Origin of the sequence: Bdellovibrio sp. HCB2-146, assembly GCF_047345725.1 — a bacterium.
Lineage (GTDB): Bacteria > Bdellovibrionota > Bdellovibrionia > Bdellovibrionales > Bdellovibrionaceae > Bdellovibrio.
In genome coordinates this window covers 1,160,598-1,184,730 of sequence record NZ_JBLEQP010000001.1, presented here as the reverse complement: position 1 = coordinate 1,184,730, position 24,133 = coordinate 1,160,598, and the positions used below count along the sequence as shown (strand labels likewise).

The 24,133-nt window shown below is 44.5% G+C and carries 24 protein-coding genes; 12 read left to right on the top strand and 12 right to left on the bottom strand.

The features are described 5' to 3' along the window. Positions 1-12: 12 nt before the first annotated feature. On the bottom strand, positions 13-3,120 hold the full coding sequence (locus ACLWOR_RS05775) for an ATP-binding protein (protein WP_413939732.1): 3,108 nt from the start codon (positions 3,118-3,120) through the stop codon (positions 13-15). 14 nt (positions 3,121-3,134) lie between these two features. Next, the gene (locus tag ACLWOR_RS05770; protein ID WP_413939731.1) at positions 3,135-3,440 is read right to left on the bottom strand and encodes an Hpt domain-containing protein; all 306 of its coding nucleotides are present in this window, start codon (positions 3,438-3,440) and stop codon (positions 3,135-3,137) included. A 129-nt stretch (positions 3,441-3,569) separates the two neighbouring features. Here ACLWOR_RS05770 and ACLWOR_RS05765 point away from each other — a divergent pair, with 129 nt between their 5' ends. Beyond that, a complete protein-coding gene (locus ACLWOR_RS05765; RefSeq protein ID WP_413939730.1) occupies positions 3,570-4,457 on the top strand; it encodes a phosphate/phosphite/phosphonate ABC transporter substrate-binding protein in 888 nt (295 codons plus the stop codon). Position 4,458: 1 nt separating this feature from the next. Here the strand turns inward: ACLWOR_RS05765 and ACLWOR_RS05760 are convergent, their stop codons facing one another. Next, a complete protein-coding gene (locus tag ACLWOR_RS05760) occupies positions 4,459-5,490 on the bottom strand; it encodes a Ppx/GppA phosphatase family protein (RefSeq protein ID WP_413939729.1) in 1,032 nt (343 codons plus the stop codon). 253 nt (positions 5,491-5,743) lie between these two features. Between ACLWOR_RS05760 and ACLWOR_RS05755 the strand changes: the two genes are divergently transcribed. The 4 genes from ACLWOR_RS05755 to ACLWOR_RS05740 all read left to right on the top strand — a co-directional run bounded on the left by ACLWOR_RS05755 (position 5,744) and on the right by ACLWOR_RS05740 (position 10,243). After that, positions 5,744-7,222, top strand: coding sequence for an acetyl/propionyl/methylcrotonyl-CoA carboxylase subunit alpha (locus ACLWOR_RS05755; RefSeq protein ID WP_413939728.1), 1,479 nt, complete (start codon positions 5,744-5,746; stop codon positions 7,220-7,222). Further along, positions 7,222-7,599, top strand: coding sequence for an acetyl-CoA carboxylase biotin carboxyl carrier protein subunit (locus ACLWOR_RS05750; protein WP_413939727.1), 378 nt, complete (start codon positions 7,222-7,224; stop codon positions 7,597-7,599). Before ACLWOR_RS05755 ends, ACLWOR_RS05750 begins: the two co-directional genes overlap by 1 nt. Positions 7,600-7,608: 9 nt before the next feature. Then, positions 7,609-8,550: a hydroxymethylglutaryl-CoA lyase gene (locus tag ACLWOR_RS05745; protein ID WP_413939726.1), complete on the top strand. Its 942-nt coding sequence runs from the start codon at positions 7,609-7,611 to the stop codon at positions 8,548-8,550. A 157-nt stretch (positions 8,551-8,707) separates the two neighbouring features. Next, on the top strand, positions 8,708-10,243 hold the full coding sequence (locus tag ACLWOR_RS05740; protein ID WP_413939725.1) for an ABC-F family ATP-binding cassette domain-containing protein: 1,536 nt from the start codon (positions 8,708-8,710) through the stop codon (positions 10,241-10,243). 7 nt (positions 10,244-10,250) lie between these two features. Here ACLWOR_RS05740 and ACLWOR_RS05735 read toward each other — a convergent pair whose 3' ends face one another. Further along, a complete protein-coding gene (locus ACLWOR_RS05735) occupies positions 10,251-10,646 on the bottom strand; it encodes a hypothetical protein (RefSeq protein ID WP_413939724.1) in 396 nt (131 codons plus the stop codon). A 336-nt stretch (positions 10,647-10,982) separates the two neighbouring features. On the opposite strand from ACLWOR_RS05735, the gene ACLWOR_RS05730 reads away from it, so the two are divergent. Further along, positions 10,983-12,293 carry a hypothetical protein gene (locus ACLWOR_RS05730; RefSeq protein ID WP_413939723.1) on the top strand — a complete coding sequence of 437 codons (1,311 nt, stop codon included), beginning with the start codon at positions 10,983-10,985 and terminating at the stop codon, positions 12,291-12,293. Here the strand turns inward: ACLWOR_RS05730 and ACLWOR_RS05725 are convergent. From ACLWOR_RS05725 to ACLWOR_RS05690, 8 genes are read right to left on the bottom strand one after another with little or no spacing between them, the layout of a single operon-like run. Further along, entirely contained in the window at positions 12,290-13,102 is an 813-nt protein-coding gene (locus tag ACLWOR_RS05725) for a DUF2799 domain-containing protein (protein WP_413939722.1), read from the bottom strand. The two genes, ACLWOR_RS05730 and ACLWOR_RS05725, sit on opposite strands and share 4 nt — an antisense overlap. 15 nt (positions 13,103-13,117) lie before the next feature. Then, on the bottom strand, positions 13,118-14,947 hold the full coding sequence (locus ACLWOR_RS05720) for an ABC-F family ATP-binding cassette domain-containing protein (RefSeq protein ID WP_413939721.1): 1,830 nt from the start codon (positions 14,945-14,947) through the stop codon (positions 13,118-13,120). 12 nt (positions 14,948-14,959) lie between these two features. Continuing rightward, complete coding sequence (panD, locus tag ACLWOR_RS05715; protein WP_413939720.1) at positions 14,960-15,334, bottom strand: aspartate 1-decarboxylase; 375 nt, start codon at positions 15,332-15,334, stop codon at positions 14,960-14,962. A gap of 8 nt (positions 15,335-15,342) precedes the next feature. Beyond that, positions 15,343-16,113 (bottom strand): type III pantothenate kinase, encoded by a 771-nt coding sequence (locus ACLWOR_RS05710; RefSeq protein ID WP_413939719.1) that lies wholly within the window; start codon positions 16,111-16,113, stop codon positions 15,343-15,345. Continuing rightward, entirely contained in the window at positions 16,110-17,375 is a 1,266-nt protein-coding gene (gene coaBC / locus ACLWOR_RS05705) for a bifunctional phosphopantothenoylcysteine decarboxylase/phosphopantothenate--cysteine ligase CoaBC (protein WP_413939718.1), read from the bottom strand. The genes ACLWOR_RS05710 and coaBC overlap by 4 nt, the downstream gene beginning before the upstream one ends. Further along, positions 17,362-18,117, bottom strand: coding sequence for a pantoate--beta-alanine ligase (gene panC / locus ACLWOR_RS05700; RefSeq protein ID WP_413939717.1), 756 nt, complete (start codon positions 18,115-18,117; stop codon positions 17,362-17,364). Before panC ends, coaBC begins: the two co-directional genes overlap by 14 nt. Beyond that, entirely contained in the window at positions 18,114-18,905 is a 792-nt protein-coding gene (gene panB / locus ACLWOR_RS05695; RefSeq protein WP_413939716.1) for a 3-methyl-2-oxobutanoate hydroxymethyltransferase, read from the bottom strand. Before panB ends, panC begins: the two co-directional genes overlap by 4 nt. A 7-nt stretch (positions 18,906-18,912) precedes the next feature. After that, the gene (locus tag ACLWOR_RS05690; RefSeq protein ID WP_413939715.1) at positions 18,913-19,638 is read right to left on the bottom strand and encodes a DUF2520 domain-containing protein; all 726 of its coding nucleotides are present in this window, start codon (positions 19,636-19,638) and stop codon (positions 18,913-18,915) included. 132 nt (positions 19,639-19,770) lie between these two features. Here ACLWOR_RS05690 and ACLWOR_RS05685 point away from each other — a divergent pair, with 132 nt between their 5' ends. From ACLWOR_RS05685 to ACLWOR_RS05660, 6 genes are all read left to right on the top strand, one after another. After that, positions 19,771-20,511, top strand: coding sequence for a hypothetical protein (locus ACLWOR_RS05685; protein WP_413939714.1), 741 nt, complete (start codon positions 19,771-19,773; stop codon positions 20,509-20,511). Positions 20,512-20,709: 198 nt separating this feature from the next. Then, the gene (locus ACLWOR_RS05680) at positions 20,710-20,865 is read left to right on the top strand and encodes a hypothetical protein (RefSeq protein WP_413939713.1); all 156 of its coding nucleotides are present in this window, start codon (positions 20,710-20,712) and stop codon (positions 20,863-20,865) included. Between the two features lie 10 nt (positions 20,866-20,875). Beyond that, positions 20,876-21,685 carry a helix-turn-helix domain-containing protein gene (locus ACLWOR_RS05675; protein WP_413939712.1) on the top strand — a complete coding sequence of 270 codons (810 nt, stop codon included), beginning with the start codon at positions 20,876-20,878 and terminating at the stop codon, positions 21,683-21,685. A gap of 185 nt (positions 21,686-21,870) precedes the next feature. Then, positions 21,871-22,671: a S1 family peptidase gene (locus ACLWOR_RS05670; RefSeq protein ID WP_413939711.1), complete on the top strand. Its 801-nt coding sequence runs from the start codon at positions 21,871-21,873 to the stop codon at positions 22,669-22,671. A gap of 73 nt (positions 22,672-22,744) precedes the next feature. Beyond that, a complete protein-coding gene (locus ACLWOR_RS05665; RefSeq protein ID WP_413939710.1) occupies positions 22,745-23,137 on the top strand; it encodes a VOC family protein in 393 nt (130 codons plus the stop codon). Positions 23,138-23,263: 126 nt separating this feature from the next. Further along, on the top strand, positions 23,264-24,118 hold the full coding sequence (locus ACLWOR_RS05660; RefSeq protein WP_413939709.1) for a hypothetical protein: 855 nt from the start codon (positions 23,264-23,266) through the stop codon (positions 24,116-24,118). The last annotated feature ends 15 nt before the right edge of the window (positions 24,119-24,133 follow it).

Below are 24,133 nucleotides of genomic sequence, written 5' to 3'. Positions count from 1 at the left end.
AGCTTTCCCCTCTCAAGAATACTTTTCGATAACGGACAAAATCGTATTCTTTTTAAAAGGCTTAGTGATGTGATCATCACAGCCTGCCTTTATGGACTTTGCACGATCTTCTGACAGAGCATGAGCGGTGAGTGCAATAATCGGCGTGTGTTCTTGATGATGAGAATCTTCCCATTCACGAATTCGTGCCGTCGTTGCATAGCCGTCAAGTTCTGGCATTTGAACATCCATAAAGATGATATCAAACTTCTCTGACTTTATCTTATCTATGGCTTCAAGTCCATTTTCTGCTTCAACTATTTCAAATGGTTCTCGACTCAGATAACGGATAAATAGAATACGATTGTCCTCGGTGTCGTCAGCCAGCAAGATACGCAACTTGCGATTGGGATCACGCTCGCGCTTGGCAACGAAATCCAATTTCCCAGCCTGCATGGGAATGGGTTTATGCGTAACTGGGTGGGCAATTTGCTCGTGGTAGGGAATTGTAATGAAGAAACTTGTCCCCACGCCCTCTCGGCTTTTAAACCAAATTTGACCGCCCATCAGTTCAACCAGGCTTTTGGAAATCGCGAGACCCAGACCTGTTCCGCCATAACGACGAGTAATCGTGCTATCGGCTTGCGAAAATTTTTGAAAGATCAGATGTTGTTTGCTCTGCGGGATACCCAAACCTGTATCATTCACGCTGATAAGCAGATGGTCTTTTTTCGAAGGGTTTCGGCCCAACGTGACGCGTATGGACCCACGTTCAGTGAATTTCACAGAGTTACTTATTAAGTTGATCAATACCTGGCGAATCTTTGTTGGGTCGCCCAGTAGATGTGGATTTACTTGGGGACTGATTTCGAAAGAATACTCAAGACCTTTTTCCATCGCTCGCGGTCGCATGATATCTTGGATGTCGGTTAAGAGTTTTTCCATATCAAACGGAATATTCTCAAGAGAAACTTCACCTGCTTCGATCTTAGAAAGATCCAGAATATCATTGATCAAAGCCATCAGTACTTCACCTGCTTTACAGAAAATAGTGACGTAATACTGCTGATCTTCTGAAAGTTTTGTTTCTTTTAAAAGGTCGGCCATTCCCATGATGGCGTTCATCGGCGTTCGGATTTCATGGCTCATGCGAGCAAGAAATTCAGATTTAGCCTGAGATGATTTCAATGCTTCATTTTTTGCGGCAATCAAGGACTGTTCACCACGTTTCATTTCGGTGATGTCTTGAATAGTTCCGTACGTGACAACGGGGTTTCCGTAATCGTCGAAATCATTGCGAGCCGTACAGCGAAGCCAAATCAGTTCCAAGGTGTCGGCTCGACGGGCCCGAACATCAATACTAAAGGGCTTCATTTCCTTGTGTGAGACCTCCGCAGCCTGATCAAAAGTAATCAGATCTTCCGGAAGAATAAAAGATCGATACAACTGATAGCTGGGACGCACCTTTTTTGGATCTAGTCCGAATATTTTAAATGTTTCTTCAGACCAAATAGTTTCACCCGTGACGATGTCACGGCGGAACGATCCGACATGAGAAGCTGACTGAAGTTCTTTAAAAAGCATCTCTTTGAGTTCGACTTCTTTTTGCAGTTTTTTTTGCAGAGTGATGTCGACACCTGTGATGACTATGCTTTTGTGTTTGTTGTCGCGAGTGTCTTCGACTTCTACGCTACCGATTTCAATGGGAATAGCTTTGCCGGAAATTGAGCGCAGTTGGGCTTCCTGGCGTTTTTTAGAGTTTAATTTTTCTGATCCCAGATCCAACCACATTTTAAGTTCCGTGCCCTTCAGAGAACTTGAGGAAACTCCCAGCATTTCTGCAGTTGTGTCGCTGACCAATTGAATTCTTTGAGCTTCGTCCACCACGAATAAAATAGCGCGAGTCGCCGCTATGCCATCGGCCAGAAACTTCTGCAGACGCTTTGTTGTATCTTGGCTCTCAGAGAGTTGATTCAGCTGAGAGACGATAGGTTCAAACTCGTCATGACCTTGATACGGAATTTTATTTCCACTGCCAAAATTCTCCAGACTGCTACTTAATTGATGCAGAGGTCGCACCATGCGACGCGAGAACAGAAAAGCAATCAAAAGAAGCAGCAGCAAAACGGGAGCTAAAAATAAAATCACGTTGGTTGAGAATCGCGCCAAAGAAGGTTGAGAACCATCGTCGCGAAGTTTTGATACCAAAACCCAGTCCACTCCAGGAACCGATACGCGTGTGGATGTTTGTAAACTTTTAAGATTAGGCGGAGAATCATATTTTCCTAAAAGCAAAACTTCTGCAGAACCATCTTGTCTAAGAATTTCTTGAATGCGAGATTCAGCCACCTGAGCGACGAGACTGCCCAAGAGCCGAGTTTCATCGTAAACAGGTACGCTGATCCATAGAGAATTTTTCGCGACGAACGAGCTTTGCGGTGCTAAATCAAAAACTTGATAATTACGTGGTGATGCAGAAAGGCTCCATCGATAAGCTTGTGCTAAAGGACTTGAAGATAAAACGCCTTTGGCAAGATTGGTTCCGAAGTTAAAACTTTTCTCAACCGTGTAGAGCACCTGTCCAGATGTATCAATCAAAACTAAATCTTCCAGATGATACTGTTGGGCGAAATCATGCAAGAGCGGATGAATAGCAGCAATACCTTTGAAAATTCGATAAGAAGACGGGTCTCGAAAACTGACGATATCACGAACAGGAACATCTTTTTCTTTGGCTTCATGAATATAGCGCCATTGCATATAGATCGCTGTGTTCGGCATTTTTGCCAAAGCTCTTAAAAATTCCGGTTGCAGTGATGGAGAGTAATAACGACTGACTTCTGACTGAGCAGTCGAGGGGACGTCTTTGATCTGCTGAGATAATTCTTTGTAGTCTTTGGCTAGATTCGGAATTGTATTGCGTGCGGCTGTTAGCTCCGAAAGCGTGCGTAGACCATTTCCGATGCTTTCAATTTCATTTTTTAGTTCTTGTGCTTTCTGATCGCGGACCTGCATGAGAAAGCGTTCGTTAATTCCTCTAAAGGCCGCGGCTCCAATTTTGTATCCAATTCCGCCTACAACAGTTGCTGTCACGAGGACGAGTGCAGAGGTGAAAAGAAGGAGCCGAGTTTGAATTCTCATGGTGTCCCCACGCTTTACATGGAAACAAAAAGTACTTCGATATTGTCAAAATGCGCTTTCATGTCTTGCATAAGGCGCGGAAGGGGAGCAGGGTCTTTTCTTTTTGAGGCTGCTTCCATTTGAGAGGCATAATCACTCAGCTTCACGAAGCCATAACCCGCAGCTGCTCCTTTGATTTTGTGAGCTAATTGCGCGAGGGCGTCGAGATCATTTTTTTCTACGAGACCTTGCAAAACCTCTAAATCCTTTTTTCGGTTTTCCAAAAATTGCGGAATGAGATCCTGAAGGTCAGCATCAACTTCGACTTTATTATTTGCCATTTCCATGGACTCCTTATCTGGAAAAGCCGACAACTTTACAATTGATTTTAGTTTATCACAGACTTTATTGCATAGATTTAATATCACAAGTAATTGTAGAATTATTTTACGAGAGGTCTCATTGTGATCATGAAATGTTTCATCCTTTTAATAAGCGTGTTTGCGATCGCCTGCACGTCTAAAAATGAGATTGGCAGTAAAGAAAATCCGATTCAATTTGCTTTGGTCCCCGGACAAGATGCCGTTGTGCTTCTCGAGAATGGAAAGATTTTAGAAAAATGGATCAGCGAACAGACTGGATTGCATGTCAAAGTGCAAGTGCCCGTGAACTTCATCGCCGTAGTTGAAGCCCTGGGTTCTAAACGAGTGGATGTCGCTGTCTTAAATACATTTGGTTATATTTTAGCGCACGATAAATACCAGGCAGAGGCTTATTTGATTGGTGTGAACAAGGATCGCTCCGAATACTGGGGGCAAATAATTACTAAAGATCCCAAAATAAAATCAATCCAAGACTTGCAGGGTAAGAAATTCGCTTTCGTCGACCCAGCTTCGACCTCGGGTTATGTTTTGCCTGCGAAACTATTAAAGGATGAAAAAGTAAAACCGGGTGAAATCATTTTTGCGGGTAAGCACGACAGTGTCGTCACCATGGTCTATCAAGGTCGAGTTGATGCCGGAGCTGTTTATTATGCTCCACCTGAGGATGGAGTTCCGCAAGATGCGCGCAAACTTGTGCTCAGTCAGTATCCAGATGTTTTCGAAAAAGTACGAACGTTAAAAATGACCGAATCGATTCCCAGCGACCCAGTTGTTTTTCGAAAAGATCTTCCAAATGAAGTGCGCACGAAAGTAATAACAGCATTGAAGAGTTTTTCCTCGACTCCAGAAGGGGCGCGGGCTTTGAAAGAGCTTTATTTGTTGACGGGTTTTAAAGACTGCACAGATAAAACTTACGATCCCGTTCGTAAAGTGCTTCTTGATTTAGGTAAAGAAGCACAAGACTTTGTAAAATAGCTTAGCGCCAGAAATCTTTCTCGTACCAAAGCCCGTCGATCAAGCTGGCTTTCACGGGTTGGTATTTGTTCATATTCAAAGCTTTCATAAAGCCGCCGACCAAAACCAAGTTTGTGATTTCAGTTTGTACAAACTCACCACCGATTTCAGCGTCAGTCAGGTCCATTCTCTTTTTGAGGGCTTGTTCGACTTCAGTCGCTGTCACAGAAGTTTTATTCGTCACTTGATCGACGATGGAGCGTGATAGAACTCCACCGATACCGACGACAGCCGCATCTTTCTTTTTGATATGGAGTTGAATTTCAGCTGGCACAGTTTCGCGTGCATGCTGTTCGGCGTATTTGCTTGCGGCGGCCGTGGTCTTTTTCCCCAGAGGATTTGGAGTTGTGACTTTGTTGGTATCTTTTTTCTGGATACGAGAGATGACGTAGTTTTTGAAACTGACAGAAGCCAATGTTCCAGAGTAAATCACTGGTTCTTTTTTATCATTCAGCACAACCATCTGTTGGCTGCCGCCGCCAATATCCCACAAAATCATTTTGTCTTGAGGCAGTTGAGATAAAGAGGCTGCTCCCTTAAATCCAATCATCGCTTCTTGTTCTTGTGTGATCACTTTCACATGGATGCCGAGCTTTTTGTCGATCTCACTTAAAAATTCCGGAGCATTTTGAGCTTTACGGAAAGCAGCTGTGGCAACGCCGGCAAAGCGTGTGGCTTTTTCGTTTAAAGCTTTTTCCAAAAGACTACGAAGGGCCGCCATCCCCGCATCTTGAACTTCTTCCGAAAAAGTTTGATCGGAACTCGCTTGCAAAGATTCTTGATAGTTCACTTTGGCTTGATCTTCCAAAATGACTTTATTGAGTTTATCAGTGCAGGTGTCGTATTCGCCGACTTTCATTTTTGTTGAGCCGGAACCGATATCGAAGGCGGCGCGAACCTCAGGTCCACAGGTTGTTTTAGGTGCTGTCTGGCAGGCAGTTAAAACGAGAAATGGAACAACAATTATAGAGAGTAGAGAGGATGTGATTTTCATGCCCTTTAGGGTAGAGGCTTCACAGGTCTTTGCCAAGCAGTTCAAAGTCATCTTGACCCATGTCCGAGGAGTCGACTGTGGAAAACTCTGTGGTTAATTAAGTATTTAAAATAACGAGAGAAAGCTAAAACTCTTGGAAAGCAATTGAGTCGCTAGAAAAATGCGGTTTCGGCCCCGCAAAAGAGCCTTTTAATTGCCTTCCTTATGATTCAAGTCTATAGGTAAATGCTTAATAAATTGGAGCATTTGCACCATGAAGAAATTCTCTCGTATTGCTATTGCGAACCGCGGTGAAGTTGCAGTTCGTATCATCAAAGCCTGTGAAGAGTTGGGTATTGAAACAGTTCTTCTCCACTCTGAAGCCGACATTCAATCTCGCGCCTATAGAATGGCAACAAAAACAATCTGCATCGGACCGGCACCAACTGCGGAAAGTTATTTGAACATTCAAGCTAATATCGATGGCGCATTAGCAGGCGGTGCTCAAGCGGTTCATCCGGGTTTTGGTTTCTTATCAGAGAACGCCGATTTTGCAGAAGCCGTGAACAAAGCAGGTTTGACATTCATCGGTCCATCTCCAGAATCAATCCGTTCATTGGGAGACAAGGTTCACTGTAAAGAATTGGCGAAACAAGCAGGACTTCCTCTTGTGCCAGGTTATCAAGGTGAAAATCAAGATGTCGCTCACCTGATCAAGGAAGCTGAAAAAATTGGCTACCCTGTGATCGTGAAAGCCGCAGCCGGCGGTGGTGGTCGCGGAATGAAATTGATCAAAGCATCGGCTGAAGCGCGTGAGTTGATTGAGTCCGCTCAACGTGAAGCTCAATCCGCATTTGGTTCACCTAAAGTTTTCCTCGAAAAATATCTGGATCGCGCTAAACACATTGAGTTCCAAGTATTCGGTGATAGCACAGGGCATGTTGTTCATTTCTATGACCGTGAATGTTCTGTTCAGCGTCGCCATCAAAAAATTATCGAAGAAGCCACTTCACCGTCATTGACGGATGATCTGCGTCGTCGCATGGGTGAAGCCGCTTGCGCGATTGCGACCCTGGGTAAATACAAAGGCGCGGGCACTGTTGAGTTCTTGCTGCAAGACGGTGAATTCTATTTGCTTGAAGTGAACACACGTTTGCAAGTGGAACATCCGGTGACTGAAGAAGTTTTGGGCGTGGATTTGGTGAAAATGCAAATCCTGACCGCGCAAGGCGATTACGTTCATGATCCAAAACAAGTGCGCGCGACTCGTGGTCATTCTATCGAGTGTCGTATCTATGCTGAAAATCCATTTATGGGTGGCGTTCCTTCAACGGGGTTACTGGGGCATGTCGAGTGGCCGGAAGGCCCAGGCCGCCGTTACGAATATGGTTTTGACGAGGGTGACACAATCACTCCGTTCTATGACCCGATGATTGCCAAAGTCATCGTGTGGGATGAAACTCGTTCACGTGCGATTCAAAAAATGATTCGTGTGTTGAAAGACTCTGTGGTTTTTGGTGTGCACACGAATATTCCGTATTTGATCGAAATACTTTCTCACAAAGAATTCGTTAACGGCACCATGACAACTCGTTTTATTGAAACTTATTTTAGCGAAGCTTTGAAAGAGCCCGAACTCTCTGAGGTTGAAAAACAAATTGCTGCACAAGCTGTACTGCAATTAAAAGGCTCTGGAAAATCTGAAGTAGGCACGGCCACTTCACCATTTGCTTCTTATTGGAGAGGTGTCTAATGGAAATCAAAGTTCGCGTAAATGGTGTTGATCACAAAGCTGAAGCACAACAAATCAAAGGCGTTTTGTGGGTGCACTATCAGGGACGTACTTTCACAGTTGATAACTCTTCAGGACGTAAGTCTCGTAAAGGTGGTGGCGCGGGCGGATCTTCGGATCAAATCGCAGCTCCAATGCCTGGCAAAGTGACAAAGATTCTATTGAAAGTGGGCGACAAAGTTGCCGCGGGCCAAGCTGTTCTTGTGATGGAAGCCATGAAAATGGAGTACACTCTAAAGAGTGAAATTGCAGGAGAGATCGAAAGCATTTCAGGTGCGGCTGGTGAACAGGTAGCCTTGGGTAAAGTGCTTGTGAAAATCAAAGCTTCTGCCGAATAGTTGGGTCCGATGAAAAAGAACGCCGTTGTTATTGTTGAAATGGGATTAAGAGATGGACTTCAAAACGAGAAACACGTTTTGGATGCAGACACTCGCGTGGAGTTTGCGCGTCGCTTGATCACGGCAGGTTCAAAACGTTTGGAACTTGGTGCGTTTGTTTCGCCTAAGTGGGTTCCACAAATGGCCGGGACGTCTGAAGTGGTTTCTAAAGCTTTGGCTTTGCAGAAAGCTGGCGACCTTCCAAAGAAAATGGAATTTTCAGTTCTTGTTCCAAATGAACGCGGCATGATGGACGCGATCGAAAGTGGCGTTAAGGAAGTGGCGATCTTTGCCGCTTGCTCTGAATCTTTCTCTCTGAAGAATATCAACTGTAGCATTGATGAGAGTTTTGAGCGCTTTAAGCCGGTGATGGCTTTGGCGAAGAAACATAAAATCAAGGTGCGTGGTTATTTATCGACTTGTTTTGGTTGTCCATTTGAGGGCAAAGTTCCTGAAGCACGCGTGGTGAAATTAGCAGAGCGCATGAATAAATTAGGCGTCTATGAAATTTCTATCGGCGACACTATTGGTGTAGCGAATGTGGGACAAGTCGAAAGCCTTTTCAAAAAACTCAAAAAAGTGGTTCCAGTTAAAAAACTCGCAGCACACTTCCACGACACTCGTGGGCAGGCGTTAGCGAACATTCTGGAGGCGTACAAAGTCGGCGTTCGTGTTTTCGATGCGAGCCTTGGTGGATTGGGTGGATGCCCCTATGCTCCCGGAGCTGCAGGAAATGTCGCGACAGAAGATGTCGTTTACATGTTCCAAGGCATGGGTATCAAGACGGGCCTTGATCTGCAAAAGTTGATCGATATTTATCCTTGGATGACTGAAAAAATCCAACATACCCTCCCGTCGAAGGTCGGCAAAGTGGGGATTTTAAAGCCGTTAGGCGCGGTCACACCGTCTTAATTTCATTTTGAATCATAGGTTTGCGAATTTCTTCCGAATCGTTTATATTGATTGTGTCTGGCTCTAAACCAGACACTCTATGAGAAAATAAATCCGTCGTTATTTCTTTTTTATTAATTTCTAAAGGCCCTTTCTAGGGCCGCGGACGGATTTTTTAATGTCGTACAATTTATTTCAGGTGACCGCGAGGTCCTTGAGCTTTGATCTTCCACAAGGGGATCAGCTCTTTCATTCCATTTCATTTACTCTCACAAACACTCGCTATGCTTTGGTGGGACCCAATGGCGTTGGTAAAAGCACACTGGCAAAAATTATGGCGGGTCTGCTTGAGCCTTCTTCCGGTGAGATCGAAAGATCGCATGCGGTTTTGTATTTACCACAGGAAGAAGCGCGTCCTGAGCAAACTATAGGAGAATTCTTGATGCCGTTATGGGAAAGTCCTGCGGCAAATGAACCCTTATGGTCGCAATTAGTCGGCGAGCTTTCGTTGGAAAGTTCATTGCGCATTTTAAGTGGTGGCGAATGGATGCGAGTGCGGTTGGCGCGAAGTTTGGCCTATTCGCCTGGGCTTTTAATTTTAGATGAGCCGACAAATAATTTGGATGTGGAGGCGCGTACTTTTGTCACAGAGTTCGTGCGCTCGTATCAGGCGGGGATATTGGTCATCAGCCATGATCGACAATTGCTTCGCGAAGTAGAAACTGTACTTGAGCTTTCGAATCAAGGTCTCAGTGTCTATGGAGGCAATTACGATTTTTATAGTGAGCAGAAAGAATCAGAGCGGGCTTTGCAAGCGCGTCGATTGGATGAAGCCCGACGTGATAAGAAAAAGAAAGAACGCGAATATCATGAAAAGCTAGACGCTCAAGACAAGCGAATACGCCGAGGCGACAAGCTGGGCAAAAGCGGAAGTCTGCCAAGAATTATAGTGGGTGGTCTTAAAAGGCAAGCCCAAGAAACGCGAAATAAAATTCATGTGAACGAAGAAAAGCGTGTTGATCAGTCGGCCGAAAATTTTCGTGAACTGTGGGAATCGCAAAAAATCGAGAACAGTTTAAATCTACACTTACCGGAAACTTCAATTCCATCGGGGAAGCTAGTATTTGAAATTGAGGAGTTCAATTTCAAATACCCGGGCGCAAAAGAGTTTCTTTGGCGAGAAAAAATCTCTCTGATCATGCAAGGACCTCGCAGGTGGGCCTTGGCCGGAAAAAATGGAGCAGGCAAAACAACGCTTTTGCGGTTGCTTCTTTCTGGAGGTGAGGCTCCGCAAGGTGAGAAAGAAGGTCTGATAAAACGGGCAACGTTGCCGTTTGCTTATTTGGATCAACAATATTCTGTGTTAGATCCCGCCTTGAGTGTTTTAGAAAATGTGATGGCAATAACCAAGAAAGATCAAATAGAGATCCGCAATCAGTTGGCGCATTTTCAATTTTATGGGGACAAAGTTTATCAAAACATTGAAACCCTCAGCGGGGGAGAAAAACTCAAGGCTTCTTTGGCGAAGATCTTGTTGGCAGATCCGGCACCACAGTTTTTGATTCTGGATGAACCGACGAATAATTTAGATCTTGGCAGTCTCGAAGTTTTAGAAGAGGCTTTGCAAGCCTACGAAGGCGCGCTTTTGGTGGTGTCCCACGACGAAGAGTTTCTCTTGCAAATCAAGGTGGAGGAAATCTATGTCGTGGGATAACTCAGGCTTATTTCTTTTTGATAATTTTACATTCTTTATGAATGGCTTGTCCCGACCACTTGCCATTTTTGCAAGTGATCGTATCAGAGATACAGACATCAGGATAAGGAACGGTTGCCTTCATATATCCAGTTAAAGAACCACCGTCAGGAATTGTTCCAAGCGGTGTTTCACAATTGCGACTTCCCGAAGTTGTTTTCGCTGGAGCGATCTCCAAGGAAGGAGATTTACCTGGTTCCGTGTACACCGTTGTTGACGGTTCACCGTGGGCAGGAGCTGCTTTTTGTCCTGAGATATCAGACTCACTTCCCGTGTAGGCGTCTGAGGCTTGAGTCGGTTGAGTTGGTTGGCTTGAGCAGCCAGCTACTAAAAATACGGCGGCGATAAACAAAATATTTTTCATACTTAAATTCTGCGGGATCGAGTCTATGGGCGCAATAGTTTTTTTGTGGGGTATTTTTTGAGGGCCCACCTTTTGCAATTCAAGGCTGTAGGTATGATGAATCGGTGGTTTACTTCCATTAGTATTGTCTGTTTCTGCTTACTTAGCTTTGCGGTCCTTTCGATGACCCAGAGGCCTCTCTGTATTGATTCCAAGGTTGTCGAAAGAATTGACAGAGTCACCGAGCAGGGAACGGAAACATTATTCAGATGTGCTCTGAATAAGCCCACTCCCTATAATACTTATTTTGCAGACAAGCTTCGGGATCTTTCATACCGCGTACAACGGGCGGAAAGATTGTTAGAAAGTCTTGAGCCGTTCTATAAAAAAACTCAAATCACGATTATTTCAGATCGACCTCTCCTTTTCCGAGTGATGGGGCATCATATTTATATGGGCGAGGCCCTGCTCGATGCTCCGGGACACCTCGAGAAAGCTCTTGCGAAAGTTTGGTACCGCGAACGTAACGATAATTCTTTTGAACAACAGGATTTAACCGAAGAGGTGATCACTGATCTTTTGGTTTCACTTGAGGGTGGGGATGTTGATATCGGGGATCCGCAAACGCATGTGATGACAGCCCTTCGCAAAGTGAAATGGCCCTATGTGATTAAATCTATACGCGGCTATTGTGAATCTCCATGGAAGCGTTCTGAGCACTATGGAATTTGTCAGAACGCAACTGAAGGCGACAAGGAGTTCCAATCTGAAGTTGTGCAAATGAGCCTTCGTCCGATGTTGACGGCAAGCTTGGTGAACTCTTACCGAGCGCTTTCGTCTGCAGATCGTTATGCTTTTGCGGGCCAGCTTGCACAGTTCCTGCGCCAGGAAAATCTCTTACCAGGAAAAACAGAAACTCCAGCGCGCAATGTTTTAGAGCAAGCCGCGGGAATCATCCGTAACGTCAATCTTTTTGTTTCAAATCCGTTGGCCCTTAAAACTTCCCGCGTGCACCGTCTTTTTGTGACGAATTTTTCGAATGAACTACGCAAGAATGGTTATTCTGATGCTTTTGTCGAGGCGAGTTTTGATTTGCTTTTTGTCGCGCATGAAAAAGTGAACGAAAACGGAGCTGCCTTTAAAGAACTATTAGCCAAGTCGCAAAAAAATCCGCAAATGCAAATCGCCCTTCGCGATAAAGAAAACCTGTGGATGTTGCCTTCGAAATATCCTATGGCGATTGCGTCGTTTGGACAGATCAAAGCCAACAAAACTATCATTGAAAAATGTGGTGGTTACAGCTTTAGCTTTGTGATGGACTATGCGGATGTGACCGAAAAACTTTTGGTTGTGGATCGCTGTGCTTCTCAGAAAAAAGAAGTGCGTTATTCAGAATATCTAGAAAACGGGGCTGAGGCTTTTGCTCAGGTGAACAAGGGTGTGGCCTTTGTTCAGTTCCATATTCCATCCTTGTTGATGAAGAAGCAGGAACTCGAAACTGTTTCGAATGTTTTTGATTTTATTCAAAAGCGCGATGTCGACAATCCTTCCTTTAAAGGCCTTGGGTGGCAGGAAGTGCGTTGGGATGAAAAGGCCAGTGCCTATCAACCTAAAGCTTATGTCGACGCGATCGAGTGGTTTCGCGCTCCCAGCAGCACGTCGCTTTAATTCAGAGTCGCCAGTTCTTCTTTGAAATCAGACAGATTCTTATCGATGGCCGTGCGTTCTGCCTCCATCGATGAAACTTTGGATTGAGAATTTTGGTATTCCGAGCGCGCCGATGACAATTGATTGTCCAGCGTTCCGACTTCGCCAGCAAGATAGTTGGCTTCCGTAAAATTCTGCGTCGAGACCGCAAAATTACGACGGTCTTCCATCATTTGACGTTGATTTTCAAGTGATCTCACGTGTGAGTTTAATCGCATGCTTGTTGAATTCTGCATCGAAATTTTCGAATCCAAAGTTTGGCGTTCTACGGTCAAGTCCGTCACGCGAGCTTGAACATAAATCTTACGACCGCGTTTGTATTCAGGTAGAAAGTTTTTTTCGAGTTCAGCCGTGCAGACGCCTTGATATTTCTTGCCGGAGACGCCGGCATTATATCCGTTGCTTTTTTGGCAATAATCGCGATTTCCTTTTTGATAAGCTTGAAGCAGGCGAGTGATGTTCGGTCCTTCGCAGATATCTCGAGAGAAAAAGTCACCGGATTTACCAACAAGTTCGGCACGCGGCTCTGTGCAATAAACCGAAACACCATTTTTAAATCCCAGGTCTAACTGAGTTTCTGAAACTTCGGCGTCGACTTTACGGCATTCCATCACAGTTTGATCGGAATTAAGCCAAGCTCCGCGCATGGCGACTTGTTTGCCATGTTCGAACCAATTGATTTGTTCACATTGTTTGCGCTTGAAGTAACTTGCACAAGAGGCAAGTGAGAAAGCCAGGGTCAGAAATAACAGTGAACGAAACGCGCGCATGTGCAAATTCCTTTGTTAGACGCCCGTAAGATCCTTTAACTGACTTTCGAGAGTCTGTTGTTCTTCCATTGCTGTCAGCATGGTCATTTCTGTTTGATCAATCACTTCACTAATATCATGAAGTTCTTTAGCCAAACGACCTGCATCGGCACCCACCGAACTGATGAGGGATTCATTCAAAGCATCGCGTTTTTTACCGAGTTCCGCAACTTTCTTGTCGCTCTCTTCGATTAACTTTTGCGCTTTGCGAATCAAGTTTTCTATGCGTTTGCGTTCTTCTTTATAGTTAAAGCGTGGGGTGGTTTCCGCATTTGCGGCCTGCTTCTGTTGTTGTGCGGTCGCAGGTCCATCATGTCGCTCGGACAAGATTCCACGCTGCAAACTCCAGACGTATTCGTCATAGGTTCCAGGGTAAAGTGTGAGCTCGCCGTTATTAACCTCAAGAATTTTATTTGCCACGCGCCCAATAAATCCACGGTCATGGCTGACAGTGACGATAGTGCCTTCGTAAGCTTCAAGAGCCGAGGTCATGGCTTCAACTGTATCAAAATCCAAGTGATTTGTCGGCTCATCCAGTAAAAGCAAAGGCGACTTCTGCAAAAGAATTTGCCCCAGGGCTACACGTGATTTTTCGCCACCTGAAAGCACACGGACTTTTTTGTGAATCGCATCGCCACTGAAAAGCAAACTCCCGGCGATATTCAAAATATCCTGTTGCGTGATTTCTTTAGGGGCAGCAAAGGCCATAGCTTCAAAAACAGTGTGGTCCGGATTTAATGCCTCTGGCGTATGTTGCGCGAAATAAGAAAAGCGAACCTGATGGCCCCATTTAATTTCACCTTTAAGAAGAGGAATTTGAGTCGCCAGGGATTTTAGAAGCGTCGATTTACCAGCACCGTTAAGACCCACAATACCCAAATGGTTGCCGCGCTCCAAGCGCAGGTTCACGTTTTTAAGAATCACGCGCTCGCCATAACCACAGTTCACACCTTCAATTTCCAGAATCATTTTTCCCGTGGGACTTGCTGGAGGAATATTGATACGGCTATGAGTAGGGGCGGCCTTCAGTTCAATGGTTTCCATTTTCTCTAAGGCTTTAAGGCGGCTTTGTGCTTGGCGGGCTTTGGTGGCTTTTGCACCAAAGCGGGTGACGAAATCCATAATAGATTTCTTCTTGGCCGCTTGAGACATGGCTTGTTTCTGTAAGATTTCTTGCAGTTGTGCCTTTTGCTCAAAATAATCATCCAAATTTCCGGCAAACTTCACCATGTCACCGGCTTCGACTTCCAGAATATGATCTGTTACGCGACGAAGGAATTCGCGGTCATGGGAAATAAGCAGGAAGGCACCTTTAAACTCTTGCAGGAAGTTTTCGAGAACCAAAAGAGTTTCGAGATCCAAGAAATTCGTCGGCTCATCCAGTAACAATAAATTAGGCTCTTGTCCGATAAGATACAAAAGCTTCACACGCATTCGGTAACCACCGCTTAGTGATTTAAGTTGAGCTTGAAAATGATCTTCAGTGAGGCCGAGCCTGAGACCGAGCTGTTTGAGTTCCCAAAGCGGCTTGATACAGTTTTGCCCGAGATAGTCTTCGACTTTCTCATTTACGGACCAGTCGGATTCCTGTTCCAAGTAACCCAGGCGAAGCTGTTGAGATTTGGTGACTTCGCCGGTATCGAGGTGTTCTTGATCCACTAAGATTTTAAACAACGTAGTTTTTCCAGCCCCGTTTGGTCCAATCACGCCTACGTGTTCACCTTCATTAATTGCAAAGGCGGCATCTTCAAAGAGAACTTTGGAGCCGTAGGATTTAGAACCAGATTGAAGTTGGAGTAACGTCATAGAACCTTAATATTACTTGTTATTCTTGCGGGATTCTTTTCTTTTTTCTTTGATACGGTTTTTTTCGTCAACGAAAATCACTGTTGGCTCGTGTTTTTGCGCTTCTTCGAAGCTCAGTCCGCAATAAGACACAATGATCACTAAATCGCCTTTTTGTACGTGACGAGCAGCTGCTCCGTTCAGACAGATTTCGCCTTTTTTGCCTTTGATCACATATGTTGAAAAGCGTGCGCCGTTGTTGCAGTTATAAATATCAACTTTTTCATTGATCAACAGTCCTGAAGCTTTAATCAAATCCGGGCAAATGCTCACAGATCCTTCGTAGTTTAAATCAGCGCCTGTTACAGTGGCACGGTGGAGTTTAGTTCTTAACATTGATACATTCATAAAATACCTCAAGCGTTGTATTGGAGCGCGATCAACATGCCTTTTAAAACTAGATCAGGCACGATTTCGTCGAATATTTTTTCTTTTTCAAACAAATAAGAGAAGCCGCCGGTTCCAATGATCAGCGGTTTTTCGTCTTGAAAGCATTCCTTGGTGATGCGAGAGCTGATTTCTCTCATTGTTCCGAGATGTCCATAGAACAATCCGGATTGAATGCTTTCGACCGTCGAGCGACCCAATGCTTCATGCATCGAAATAATTTCGACGGATGGAAGTTTTGAAGTTTTACTTTCCAGTGCTTCCATGCAAAGTCGGAGACCCGCAACGATAGAACCACCCAAATAGTCTTTGTCTTTCGTAACAGCACAGAATGTTGTTGCCGTGCCGAGGTCCACCAGGATCAGATTTTTTCCAGGATACAGGTGAGTTGCGGCAATTGAATTCGCAATACGGTCTGCTCCTACTTCCAACGGATTGCGATACTTAATTTTCAAACCAGTTTTGACACCGGCTTGCAAGATAAACGGATTGATATTGAAATACTTCATGCACGCACCACGAAGAGAATAAATAACTTCTGGTACTACACTGCAGATCGCGATCTGACGAATTTTTGCAGGATCATATCCGTTTTCACGAATCACCGTTCGCAGGAAAATTCCTGTTTCATCAGACGATGCGCCACTTTTAGAACTTCTTCTAAAAGACAAAAGCATTTTGTCTTTATCGAAGAGTCCTCCATAAATTTGTGTGTTCCCGACATCTAAACACAAGATCATAAAAGGTCCTTTGGCAAAATCACTTTAATCAATTCATGAGTCAGTGTTGGCAGATCTTCGCAAATCACGGCCTTCTCTGGACTGTGCAGAGTAAATCTGTGGGTTCTTTGCACAATATCGATATCCGTCATGTCATTATGGACGACAAAGTCCGCGTGTGAATTTTGGAATAACTTGTTCACAGCTTTCATACGGTCTTCAAAAGAAGCATGACTGGTCAATTTAAACGCGATTACTTTGATGTCTTTATTTTTTGAATAATCATGCAGGCGATCGACAATCTTGTGATTGCGCTTCAGGTGAATTTGCATGTGATCAGCGTCCGAACTGACTTTTTTGACGTCAAAAGGTTTGTATTTTTGACCGCCCACTTCAATGGTATCGACTGAATAGTCACTGACGGCAGCCGCATGAATCACGTGTGTGTATTCATCTGAAGCTAAAAGTTTATGCATATTTTCATCAAGGCTTGAGAAGCTTGTGAAAAGCAAACGGTGCTCGACATGGTGATTCTTAGAAGCCGAATGAGATTGAAGTAAAGTCACATCAATTCCCATATCTTGCAAAGCCTCCGCAATTTTAATTCCGGTTTGCCCCGAGCTCAAATTGCTGATCACACGAACAGTATCAATCGGTTCTTGGGTTCCGCCTGCTGTGACCAAAACTTTGACCTTGGCAGCCAGGTTTTTTGCAACAGGTGTTGGAGCTTCCGCGACTCGAGGATTCTGTAAAGCTTCAAGAGTGAATTTCAAGATCAAATCAGGCTCAAGAAGTTTTCCCCAGCCTTCTTCACCACAGGCTAAAATGCCCGATGCCGTTTCCAGAATCTGAATGCCCATATCTTTCAGGGCATTCAAAGATTTTTGTGTCACCGGATGTGCATACATACTGGTATTCATCGCCGGAGCTACAAGGAAAGGTTTTTTAAAGTCATGAGCTAAGAAAAGGGTTTGCAGCAAATCATCGCCCACACCTTGTGCGGCTTTATTGATAAAATTCGCAGTGGCTGGAGCCACGAGAATAAGGTCCGCCCAGCGCATAAGGTGAATATGATCCATCACGTTGCCAGCGGCAAAAAGATCACTCACTACAGATTTACCGGTAAGACCTTCAAGTGTAGCGTTCCCCACGAACTTCAGAGCCGACGGAGAGGCGACAACTTGCACTTCGCATCCGGCTTGCACCAGACGAGACACCACATGGCAGGCTTTGTAACAGGCAATCGAGCCTGTCATAAGGAATAAAACTTTAGATTTGGACATTATCAATCAACCTCACTTCCCCGAGGCGGGCCGCCGCAAATCTACGACCTTGCAGATCTGTGACATAGTCCACGTTAAAACCCTTTTCGCTGAGGAGGCTTGCGGCTTCCTGAGCTGTTTTACTTTGTGTCAGCGCTTTGTAAATCCACGGAGCCAAAGCGCGCTGTTCCGCGGTTAAACGCACATTGCGCGAACTCATGGCCAGGCCATCTTGTTCACGCATTGTCGGAACCGGAATAATTTTTAGATCTAAGAAATAGGCTTCGACCATTCCCTTAATCAAAGTCAGTTGCTGAAAATCTTTTTCGCCAAAATAAGCTTTATCTGGCGACACGATTTGGAAAAGCTTCATGACGACTGTCAAAACGCCATCGAAGTGACCGGGACGATCGACTCCGTCCAAAATTTTTGAAAAATCATTTTCGATAACTTTGTATTTGTAGTTATCGGGATACATGTCCTCATAGCGAGGAAAGAAAATAGCTTTCACACCATTGCGTTTGGCCATCTCCAGATCCGCTTCCCAAGTTTTTGGATACTTTTCCAAATCTTTGGGATCGTTGAATTGTGTCGGATTCACAAAAATAGATAGAATAACGTTGTCGCATTCCTGCGCTGCACGTTTCATCAGGCTTTCGTGTCCAGCGTGCAAAGCACCCATCGTCGGAACAAATCCCACAGAACCCTTCAAGGTTTTGCGGAAATTTTTCATTTCAGAGGGAGAACGAAGAACTTCAATCATGAATAGCTCTCTTTCTCGGTTGGGAATTTTCCGTTTTCTACTTCATTATGATAGTTGTTAAAGGCTTTGATCATGAGATCTGCACCTTCGAAATATTTTTTCACAAATTTCGGTTTGAAATCTTGGTTCATGCCGAGCATGTCTTGCAAAACTAGAACTTGTCCGTCGCAATCAATGCCTGCACCGATACCGATTGTTGGAATATCCAAAGACGCCGTGATTTCGGCAGCCAGGGAAGAGGGAACGGCTTCTAAGACAATAGAGAAGCAACCTGCTTCTTGCAGTTTTAAAGCTTGTTCTTTGATTTTTCTTTGTGCCGCTTCGTCACGACCTTGAACTTTAAATCCACCGAGTTGATTGACTGATTGTGGAGTTAATCCCAAGTGTCCCATCACTGGAACACCAGAATCCACTGTGTGACGAATGAGTTTTAAGTTTCCAGCGGCACCTTCAAGTTTCACCGCTTGGGCGCCGGCCTTCATCACTTTCTCAATGCTGGTCATATTCGCCGTAAGACCTTTGCGGTAGCTCATGAAAGGAAGATCGGCGATAACAAATTTTCCACCAGCGCCGCGAACGACAGCTTCTGTGAAGACGGCCATCAAGTCCGAAGAAACATCCAATGTTGTGCTTTTACCCAACATGGTCATCGCTAAAGAGTCACCGACCAGCATGCAGTCGACTTCGCTGCTCGCAAGCAATCGCGCGAAGCTATAGTCGTAACACGTGACCATGGAGATTTTCTTTTTCAGATTTTTCTTCTCTTGGAAGTCGAGGATGCTTTTCATAGAAGCCTCACTTTCTTGGATACTCAGGCCAATACGTTTTCAAAAAGGCCTCGTAGATATTTTTGAAGTCATCGTTTTTAAGAGCGGATAAATTAGCTTCAACTGTCGCCACATCTTTACGAACCAGGGGGCCCGAAAGAGCTGAAGCACCTTGAGCGAAAACATTTTCCGTAATTTTTTCGAGATAAACCTGCGCAGCCTCAGGTGGAATATTCATATCCTTAAAGCCGGTAAGCATTTTACTTGTCAGCAAAGTCACAAAATTTCCGCCAATCACACAAAGTGCGTGATAGAGAGGTTTTTGTTCCGCAGGCAGAAGAGTAAATTTATTCGGTACGCCGGGAAGCGCTTCTGTGAGGCTTGCAGCTCCTGTCACGACAAAGTGAATGCGCTCGTAAAATTCTTGCGTATAGAGATCGGATCCAAATGTCATCAATGGATGAACGGCAACCATATCATCAAAATGATGAGCGCCGGAAAAATGCACGACGACTTTTTCATGCCCCGCCAGATGCTGGCGATAGAACGGGAAAATCGCCTCATCCTTGATCGCGAGCAGCACGTGAGTTGCAGCCGCAATTTTACGACGAATAGCGTGAGGATCTTGAGAGCGATCCCATGTTTGAAAACTGATATTTAACAATTGGAAGTAGTGTGCGATATGTGATGCAACTCGGCCTGAACCGATCAATAAATAAGAGATAGACTGTGGAGTCGTTTTCGTCTGCATCATATTTTGGAAGGTACCTGTCTTATTAGGATCAAGTCCTCTGTTAATGCCCGCAAATTAGCACAATTTTATCAGATTACAATCACTCTTGCCATGGCGGGTCGGGGGTGATAGCCCTCAGTTGAGGTATAGAATATGAAGTACGTCTATTGGATTTCAGCAGTAGCAGTGGTGGCAGCAGGGCTTTATTTCGCTTTGAATGTGAAGGTTCAACCAGAAGGCCTCACTAAGATTAAATACACACAAGTTCAGACCCCTGAGGACTTTGGCAAAATGGTGCTTCAGGAACTTAAACTGGAGATCCGAGAATCTCCAGTTATCTTTTTAGGTGTGACTCCGAATCAGATCGAAGACATGGAACTTTGGAGAGGCTTTCTTGAAATGAACCAAGAGTACGGCTTTATGTACGATGTTCTGTTAATGGAGCCCATGCTTCCTTATATCGAGATCTTCAACGTGGGTATGCGAATTGACATGAAGAACGAGATGGCTCGATTGGCCGAAGGTATTAGAAAGGCTCGTCTGGCAAATCTTCGTGTCGCGGTGGTGGTGCCTTCAATCTACTCGACTCATTTGTTAAAGAATAATCCTTACAATCGCCTCAAAGAAGAATACCAAATCGAAGGCCTGAGTATTTCAATTGCAAAGTTCCCAGTGACGAAAGAGCAGGAAGCAAGCTTTAGCCCTCGCTGCGTGGTCGAAGGAGCAACCGCTCAGGATCCAGCGGGCACTGGCGCCTTAGGTTGTGCCATTATCAATGGCGCACGCAAAACCTATAAAGAAAAAATCGATGATGGTAAGTACTCAGGCTTGATGGAACAAACCGGGGTGAAGGATTACTTGATTCTCTTTAACCGCAATCCTAACTCAAAATAACCCACAGGGCCCGTTCGGGGCCCCTTATTTTGGTATCGAATTTCGATCCAAAATCTACAAATTGAGCCTGAAAATAGCAAAAAAGATCAAAATTTGATACCCTCAGAGTCGACCTTGTAAGCCAAGGCGGAATGCTGCATTTTCTTTTTCAAGCAATGAAGTGAAACACACTTCGCCACTTGAAAGGGCAGATGCAAAATGAAAAGTTTAATGTTCGCACTTAAAAAAATGATGAGCCTGAACTGCGTAAATTTTGATGCCGATCTTCTTGAGAAAGAATTCTGTATCGCAAGCTACCGAGCGCAAACTCCGCAGTTGTCTGTTTTACCATTTTCAATGAATGCGCGTTTCTAAGAGAGTCACGATGAAAGAATTTAAATCACAACGAATCAAAGAAGCGATCAAGGAACTTTTGAAAAAGAAGGGCCTGACATACGAAAACTTGGCAGAGGATCTGGAGTGTTCAGTTCCGACGATCAAAAGAATCTTGGGACCTGAGGAATTAAGCCTCAATCGCTTGCTTCAGCTCTGTGACATTTTGGACGTGGATTTAGCTGACCTTGAGCAGATGACAAAATCTTCTAAGGAAGAGGGTGAAGAGTTCACTCCGGATCAAGAAGAGTTTTTGGCTAAGAATAAAAACTTCTTTGCTTACTTGATGCAGATCTATAGCGGAGAAACACCGAAGCAAATCGCGCAAAAGCACGGTTTAACGGATCGCTCGACGGATAAATATCTTATTGGTCTTGAGAAAAAAGGACTGATTCGTGTCACGGGAGCATTGAAAGTAAAACCAGCGTTCAAGGAAATGCCAGGGTTGGGTTCGGGGATTCTAGGGCGCACGTATTTTGAGTCTCTCATTAGTACCGGTGCACGTTACTATGTCGAAACAATTCGTGCGGCCTTTCGGGGAGATCCTGATGTGGGTGATCGCAATACGGCAAAGTTCTCTATTCAAGGCTTAAAAGTTTCGCGAGCTTCTTATATCGCTTACACGGAACAAAGAAATCGTGCTTGGAAAGAGTTTGAAAGACTCGCTGTTTTTGAAGAGAAATCGATGGACGAAAAGGATTTGATGACCGCCGTTATCATGGAGGCAAATACGCTTGTGAAAAACGATCATCCGACTCTTAAAATCATTGAGAACACATTAGGCGAGATTACGAATATCTGAAACTTCTGTGCCCGTATTAGTAAAAAGAAATTTTATATTCGCGTTACGAATACAGGTGTCCCGAGGATAAAAATCGGGACAGAAGGCACCTTTTTTCGACAAAAAGCACAGAGTTTTGTCAAACTATGAGCTGGTATACATCATCAAAGCGTACTAGAACCTTCCTCATCAAACGGAGGTTTTGAATGAAAAAAATTATGATGTCTCTGGCTCTTGTCATGGCTGTAGGATGCGCTCCACAAAACCAACAAGGTCAAATGAATGCTGCTGCTGATGCGAATATCGTGGGTGGTAAAAAAATTGATAACACAAATATCGCGGGACAAAGCACTGTTGGTATTTATGCAGACATCGGCTATATCTGCACAGGAACTTTGATTGCAAAGAACATCGTGTTGACAGCAGCTCACTGCGTGGATCCAAAAGCAAAAAAGTTGGCTTTGATTTTTGGCCCAGAAATGAAAAATGCAAATAAAGAACAAGCTCGTCTTGTCACTGGATCCGTGGTTCACAAAGACTACGCGACAGAAATGAAAGCGAAAGATATGTATGATATCGCTTTGTTGAAATTCGAAGGCACAGTGCCAGCGGGTTACAAAGTGGCTCCTATGTTATTCGATCGTGGTCATATCAGAACTGGCATGCGCACAATCGTTGCTGGCTACGGCTTGAGCTGGACAATCGGTCCTAAAGCAGGCGCGGGCACTTTGCGCACAACAGATCTTGAAATCGACGACGCTAATTACTCTAACACAGAAGCAAAACTCGATCAGTCTGTGACTCGCGGTATTTGCTCTGGTGACTCTGGTGGTCCGGCTTACTTGAAAGTAAATGGTCAATTGCATGTATGGGGTGTTGCAAGCCGTGGTGATTCATTGCCAGGTTGGTTGACTCCGAAATGTATGTTGTTCTCAATCTTCACTCGTGTAGATGCACACCAAACATGGATTGAAGAAAATATGGCAGCACTCGGAGCTGTTCAGTAGTCTTGCTAGGACACAAGTTGTTCTCTTCTCAATAAAGAGAAAAAATAAGGGCTTCCCATAAAAGGAGGCCCTTATGATTTTGGTAGAAGGAAGAAATCCAGTTGGTTGGTTCGAGATTCCTGTCACTGATGTTATGCGTGCACGCAAATTCTATGAATCCAGTTTCGACGTTAAAATGAATTTGATGGAAGGTCAGGGAGCCAAGATGGCTCTTTTTCCTATGCACGACGGAGCTGAAGGAGCGGCTGGGGCATTGGTACAGGCTTCCGGTTACAAGCCTGTCTATGATGGACCGATGATTTATTTTTCGGTGAAGTCCATCGATGAAGCTCTTTCAAAAATTCAACAAGCCGGTGGCAAAGTCATGAAAGATAAAACCGATATCGGTGAACACGGTATGTATGCCATCATCCAAGATGGCGAAGGCAATCGTATCGGCTTGCACGCCAATAAGAATAAAAATTAACAGCCATCAATAGGCGTCTAAAGCTTAGACAGCCGTCTGAAATACAGGGCCCTTAGAGCGATTTTAAGGGCTTAAAAGCATTAGGATTCAATTGAACGGGCACCTTTCTTGAAATTTTAAGATGGGATGTTAACAAGATTTTTTCTAGCTGCAGTTTTACTTTTAGGATTTACCGTATTCGCCCATGCGGGTGAGATTCACTCGGCTTTAGACGTAATGACTTTTGAGGACTCTTTCGTCTGTGAACAGGCGGAAGCACGACGCTGCCCTCATCACTCATTCAATGAAGCTGTCGTGTTTAAGGCCTGGTCTGCGGAAGAAAAAGAAGTCGTCAGTGGTTACCTTCGCAATATCAAAGGGCCGCGTCTGGCGTTTTTGTTAAAAACAATCAAATCCAAAGGTATTACCAAACTTCACCGCGTCGTTTACGGATCGACTTGGTATAACAATGCAGCTGAACGCCGAGCTGAATTCATGCGCTCTACAAACAGCGGAATTTTGTGGGTTGATCCTGTTACGAACGTCATCGGATTTACCGACAGATTTTTTAAAGGCACTGAATTTATCGATCCCTTTGCGCAGATTGAAAGAAAACAACTCAATGTTCTCCATGAGCTGATCCATGTTTTTGATATTGCCAATGGGCATATCTCTTCAGAAGAAGGTTTTAAGCGGGCATCAGGATGGGCATGGGATGGAAAAGAGTTTGTCATCAACGGAGTCGATTACCAAGCGGCTATGAAGGATTGGGAGTCGACGTACGCGCTGATAAAACATCACAAAGCAGCGGACGCCTACCACAATGACCGCGTGATGGGAGTTCAATATGGATTTCCAACTCTGTATTCAATGACGAATTCGCATGAATGCTTTGCGGAAATTCTGTCGTACTATATCTTGGATCCTACTGCGCCGACTTACTTGTCTCCGAGCCTGATGAAGTACTTTGACCAAGTATTGAAAGTTGATGCGTCCAATTAATCTTTCGCTGCTTTG

Excerpts from the sequence above, each read along its gene's own strand:
- ACLWOR_RS05665 (WP_413939710.1), top strand. The coding sequence starts at position 22,745 with ATGATTTTGGTAGAAGGAAGAAATCCAGTTGGTTGGTTCGAGATTCCT.
- ACLWOR_RS05755 (WP_413939728.1), top strand. The coding sequence starts at position 5,744 with ATGAAGAAATTCTCTCGTATTGCTATTGCGAACCGCGGTGAAGTTGCA.
- ACLWOR_RS05710 (WP_413939719.1), bottom strand. The coding sequence starts at position 16,113 with ATGATCTTGTGTTTAGATGTCGGGAACACACAAATTTATGGAGGACTC.
- ACLWOR_RS05720 (WP_413939721.1), bottom strand. The coding sequence starts at position 14,947 with ATGACGTTACTCCAACTTCAATCTGGTTCTAAATCCTACGGCTCCAAA.
- ACLWOR_RS05685 (WP_413939714.1), top strand. The coding sequence starts at position 19,771 with ATGAAGTACGTCTATTGGATTTCAGCAGTAGCAGTGGTGGCAGCAGGG.
- ACLWOR_RS05745 (WP_413939726.1), top strand. The coding sequence starts at position 7,609 with ATGAAAAAGAACGCCGTTGTTATTGTTGAAATGGGATTAAGAGATGGA.
- ACLWOR_RS05735 (WP_413939724.1), bottom strand. The coding sequence starts at position 10,646 with ATGAAAAATATTTTGTTTATCGCCGCCGTATTTTTAGTAGCTGGCTGC.
- ACLWOR_RS05750 (WP_413939727.1), top strand. The coding sequence starts at position 7,222 with ATGGAAATCAAAGTTCGCGTAAATGGTGTTGATCACAAAGCTGAAGCA.
- ACLWOR_RS05740 (WP_413939725.1), top strand. The coding sequence starts at position 8,708 with ATGTCGTACAATTTATTTCAGGTGACCGCGAGGTCCTTGAGCTTTGAT.
- panB (WP_413939716.1), bottom strand. The coding sequence starts at position 18,905 with ATGAAAAGCATCCTCGACTTCCAAGAGAAGAAAAATCTGAAAAAGAAA.
- ACLWOR_RS05670 (WP_413939711.1), top strand. The coding sequence starts at position 21,871 with ATGAAAAAAATTATGATGTCTCTGGCTCTTGTCATGGCTGTAGGATGC.
- ACLWOR_RS05725 (WP_413939722.1), bottom strand. The coding sequence starts at position 13,102 with ATGCGCGCGTTTCGTTCACTGTTATTTCTGACCCTGGCTTTCTCACTT.
- coaBC (WP_413939718.1), bottom strand. The coding sequence starts at position 17,375 with ATGTCCAAATCTAAAGTTTTATTCCTTATGACAGGCTCGATTGCCTGT.
- ACLWOR_RS05765 (WP_413939730.1), top strand. The coding sequence starts at position 3,570 with ATGAAATGTTTCATCCTTTTAATAAGCGTGTTTGCGATCGCCTGCACG.
- ACLWOR_RS05680 (WP_413939713.1), top strand. The coding sequence starts at position 20,710 with ATGAAAAGTTTAATGTTCGCACTTAAAAAAATGATGAGCCTGAACTGC.
- ACLWOR_RS05660 (WP_413939709.1), top strand. The coding sequence starts at position 23,264 with ATGTTAACAAGATTTTTTCTAGCTGCAGTTTTACTTTTAGGATTTACC.
- ACLWOR_RS05690 (WP_413939715.1), bottom strand. The coding sequence starts at position 19,638 with ATGATGCAGACGAAAACGACTCCACAGTCTATCTCTTATTTATTGATC.
- ACLWOR_RS05760 (WP_413939729.1), bottom strand. The coding sequence starts at position 5,490 with ATGAAAATCACATCCTCTCTACTCTCTATAATTGTTGTTCCATTTCTC.
- panD (WP_413939720.1), bottom strand. The coding sequence starts at position 15,334 with ATGAATGTATCAATGTTAAGAACTAAACTCCACCGTGCCACTGTAACA.
- ACLWOR_RS05770 (WP_413939731.1), bottom strand. The coding sequence starts at position 3,440 with ATGGCAAATAATAAAGTCGAAGTTGATGCTGACCTTCAGGATCTCATT.
- panC (WP_413939717.1), bottom strand. The coding sequence starts at position 18,117 with ATGATTGAAGTTCTTCGTTCTCCCTCTGAAATGAAAAATTTCCGCAAA.
- ACLWOR_RS05675 (WP_413939712.1), top strand. The coding sequence starts at position 20,876 with ATGAAAGAATTTAAATCACAACGAATCAAAGAAGCGATCAAGGAACTT.
- ACLWOR_RS05775 (WP_413939732.1), bottom strand. The coding sequence starts at position 3,120 with ATGAGAATTCAAACTCGGCTCCTTCTTTTCACCTCTGCACTCGTCCTC.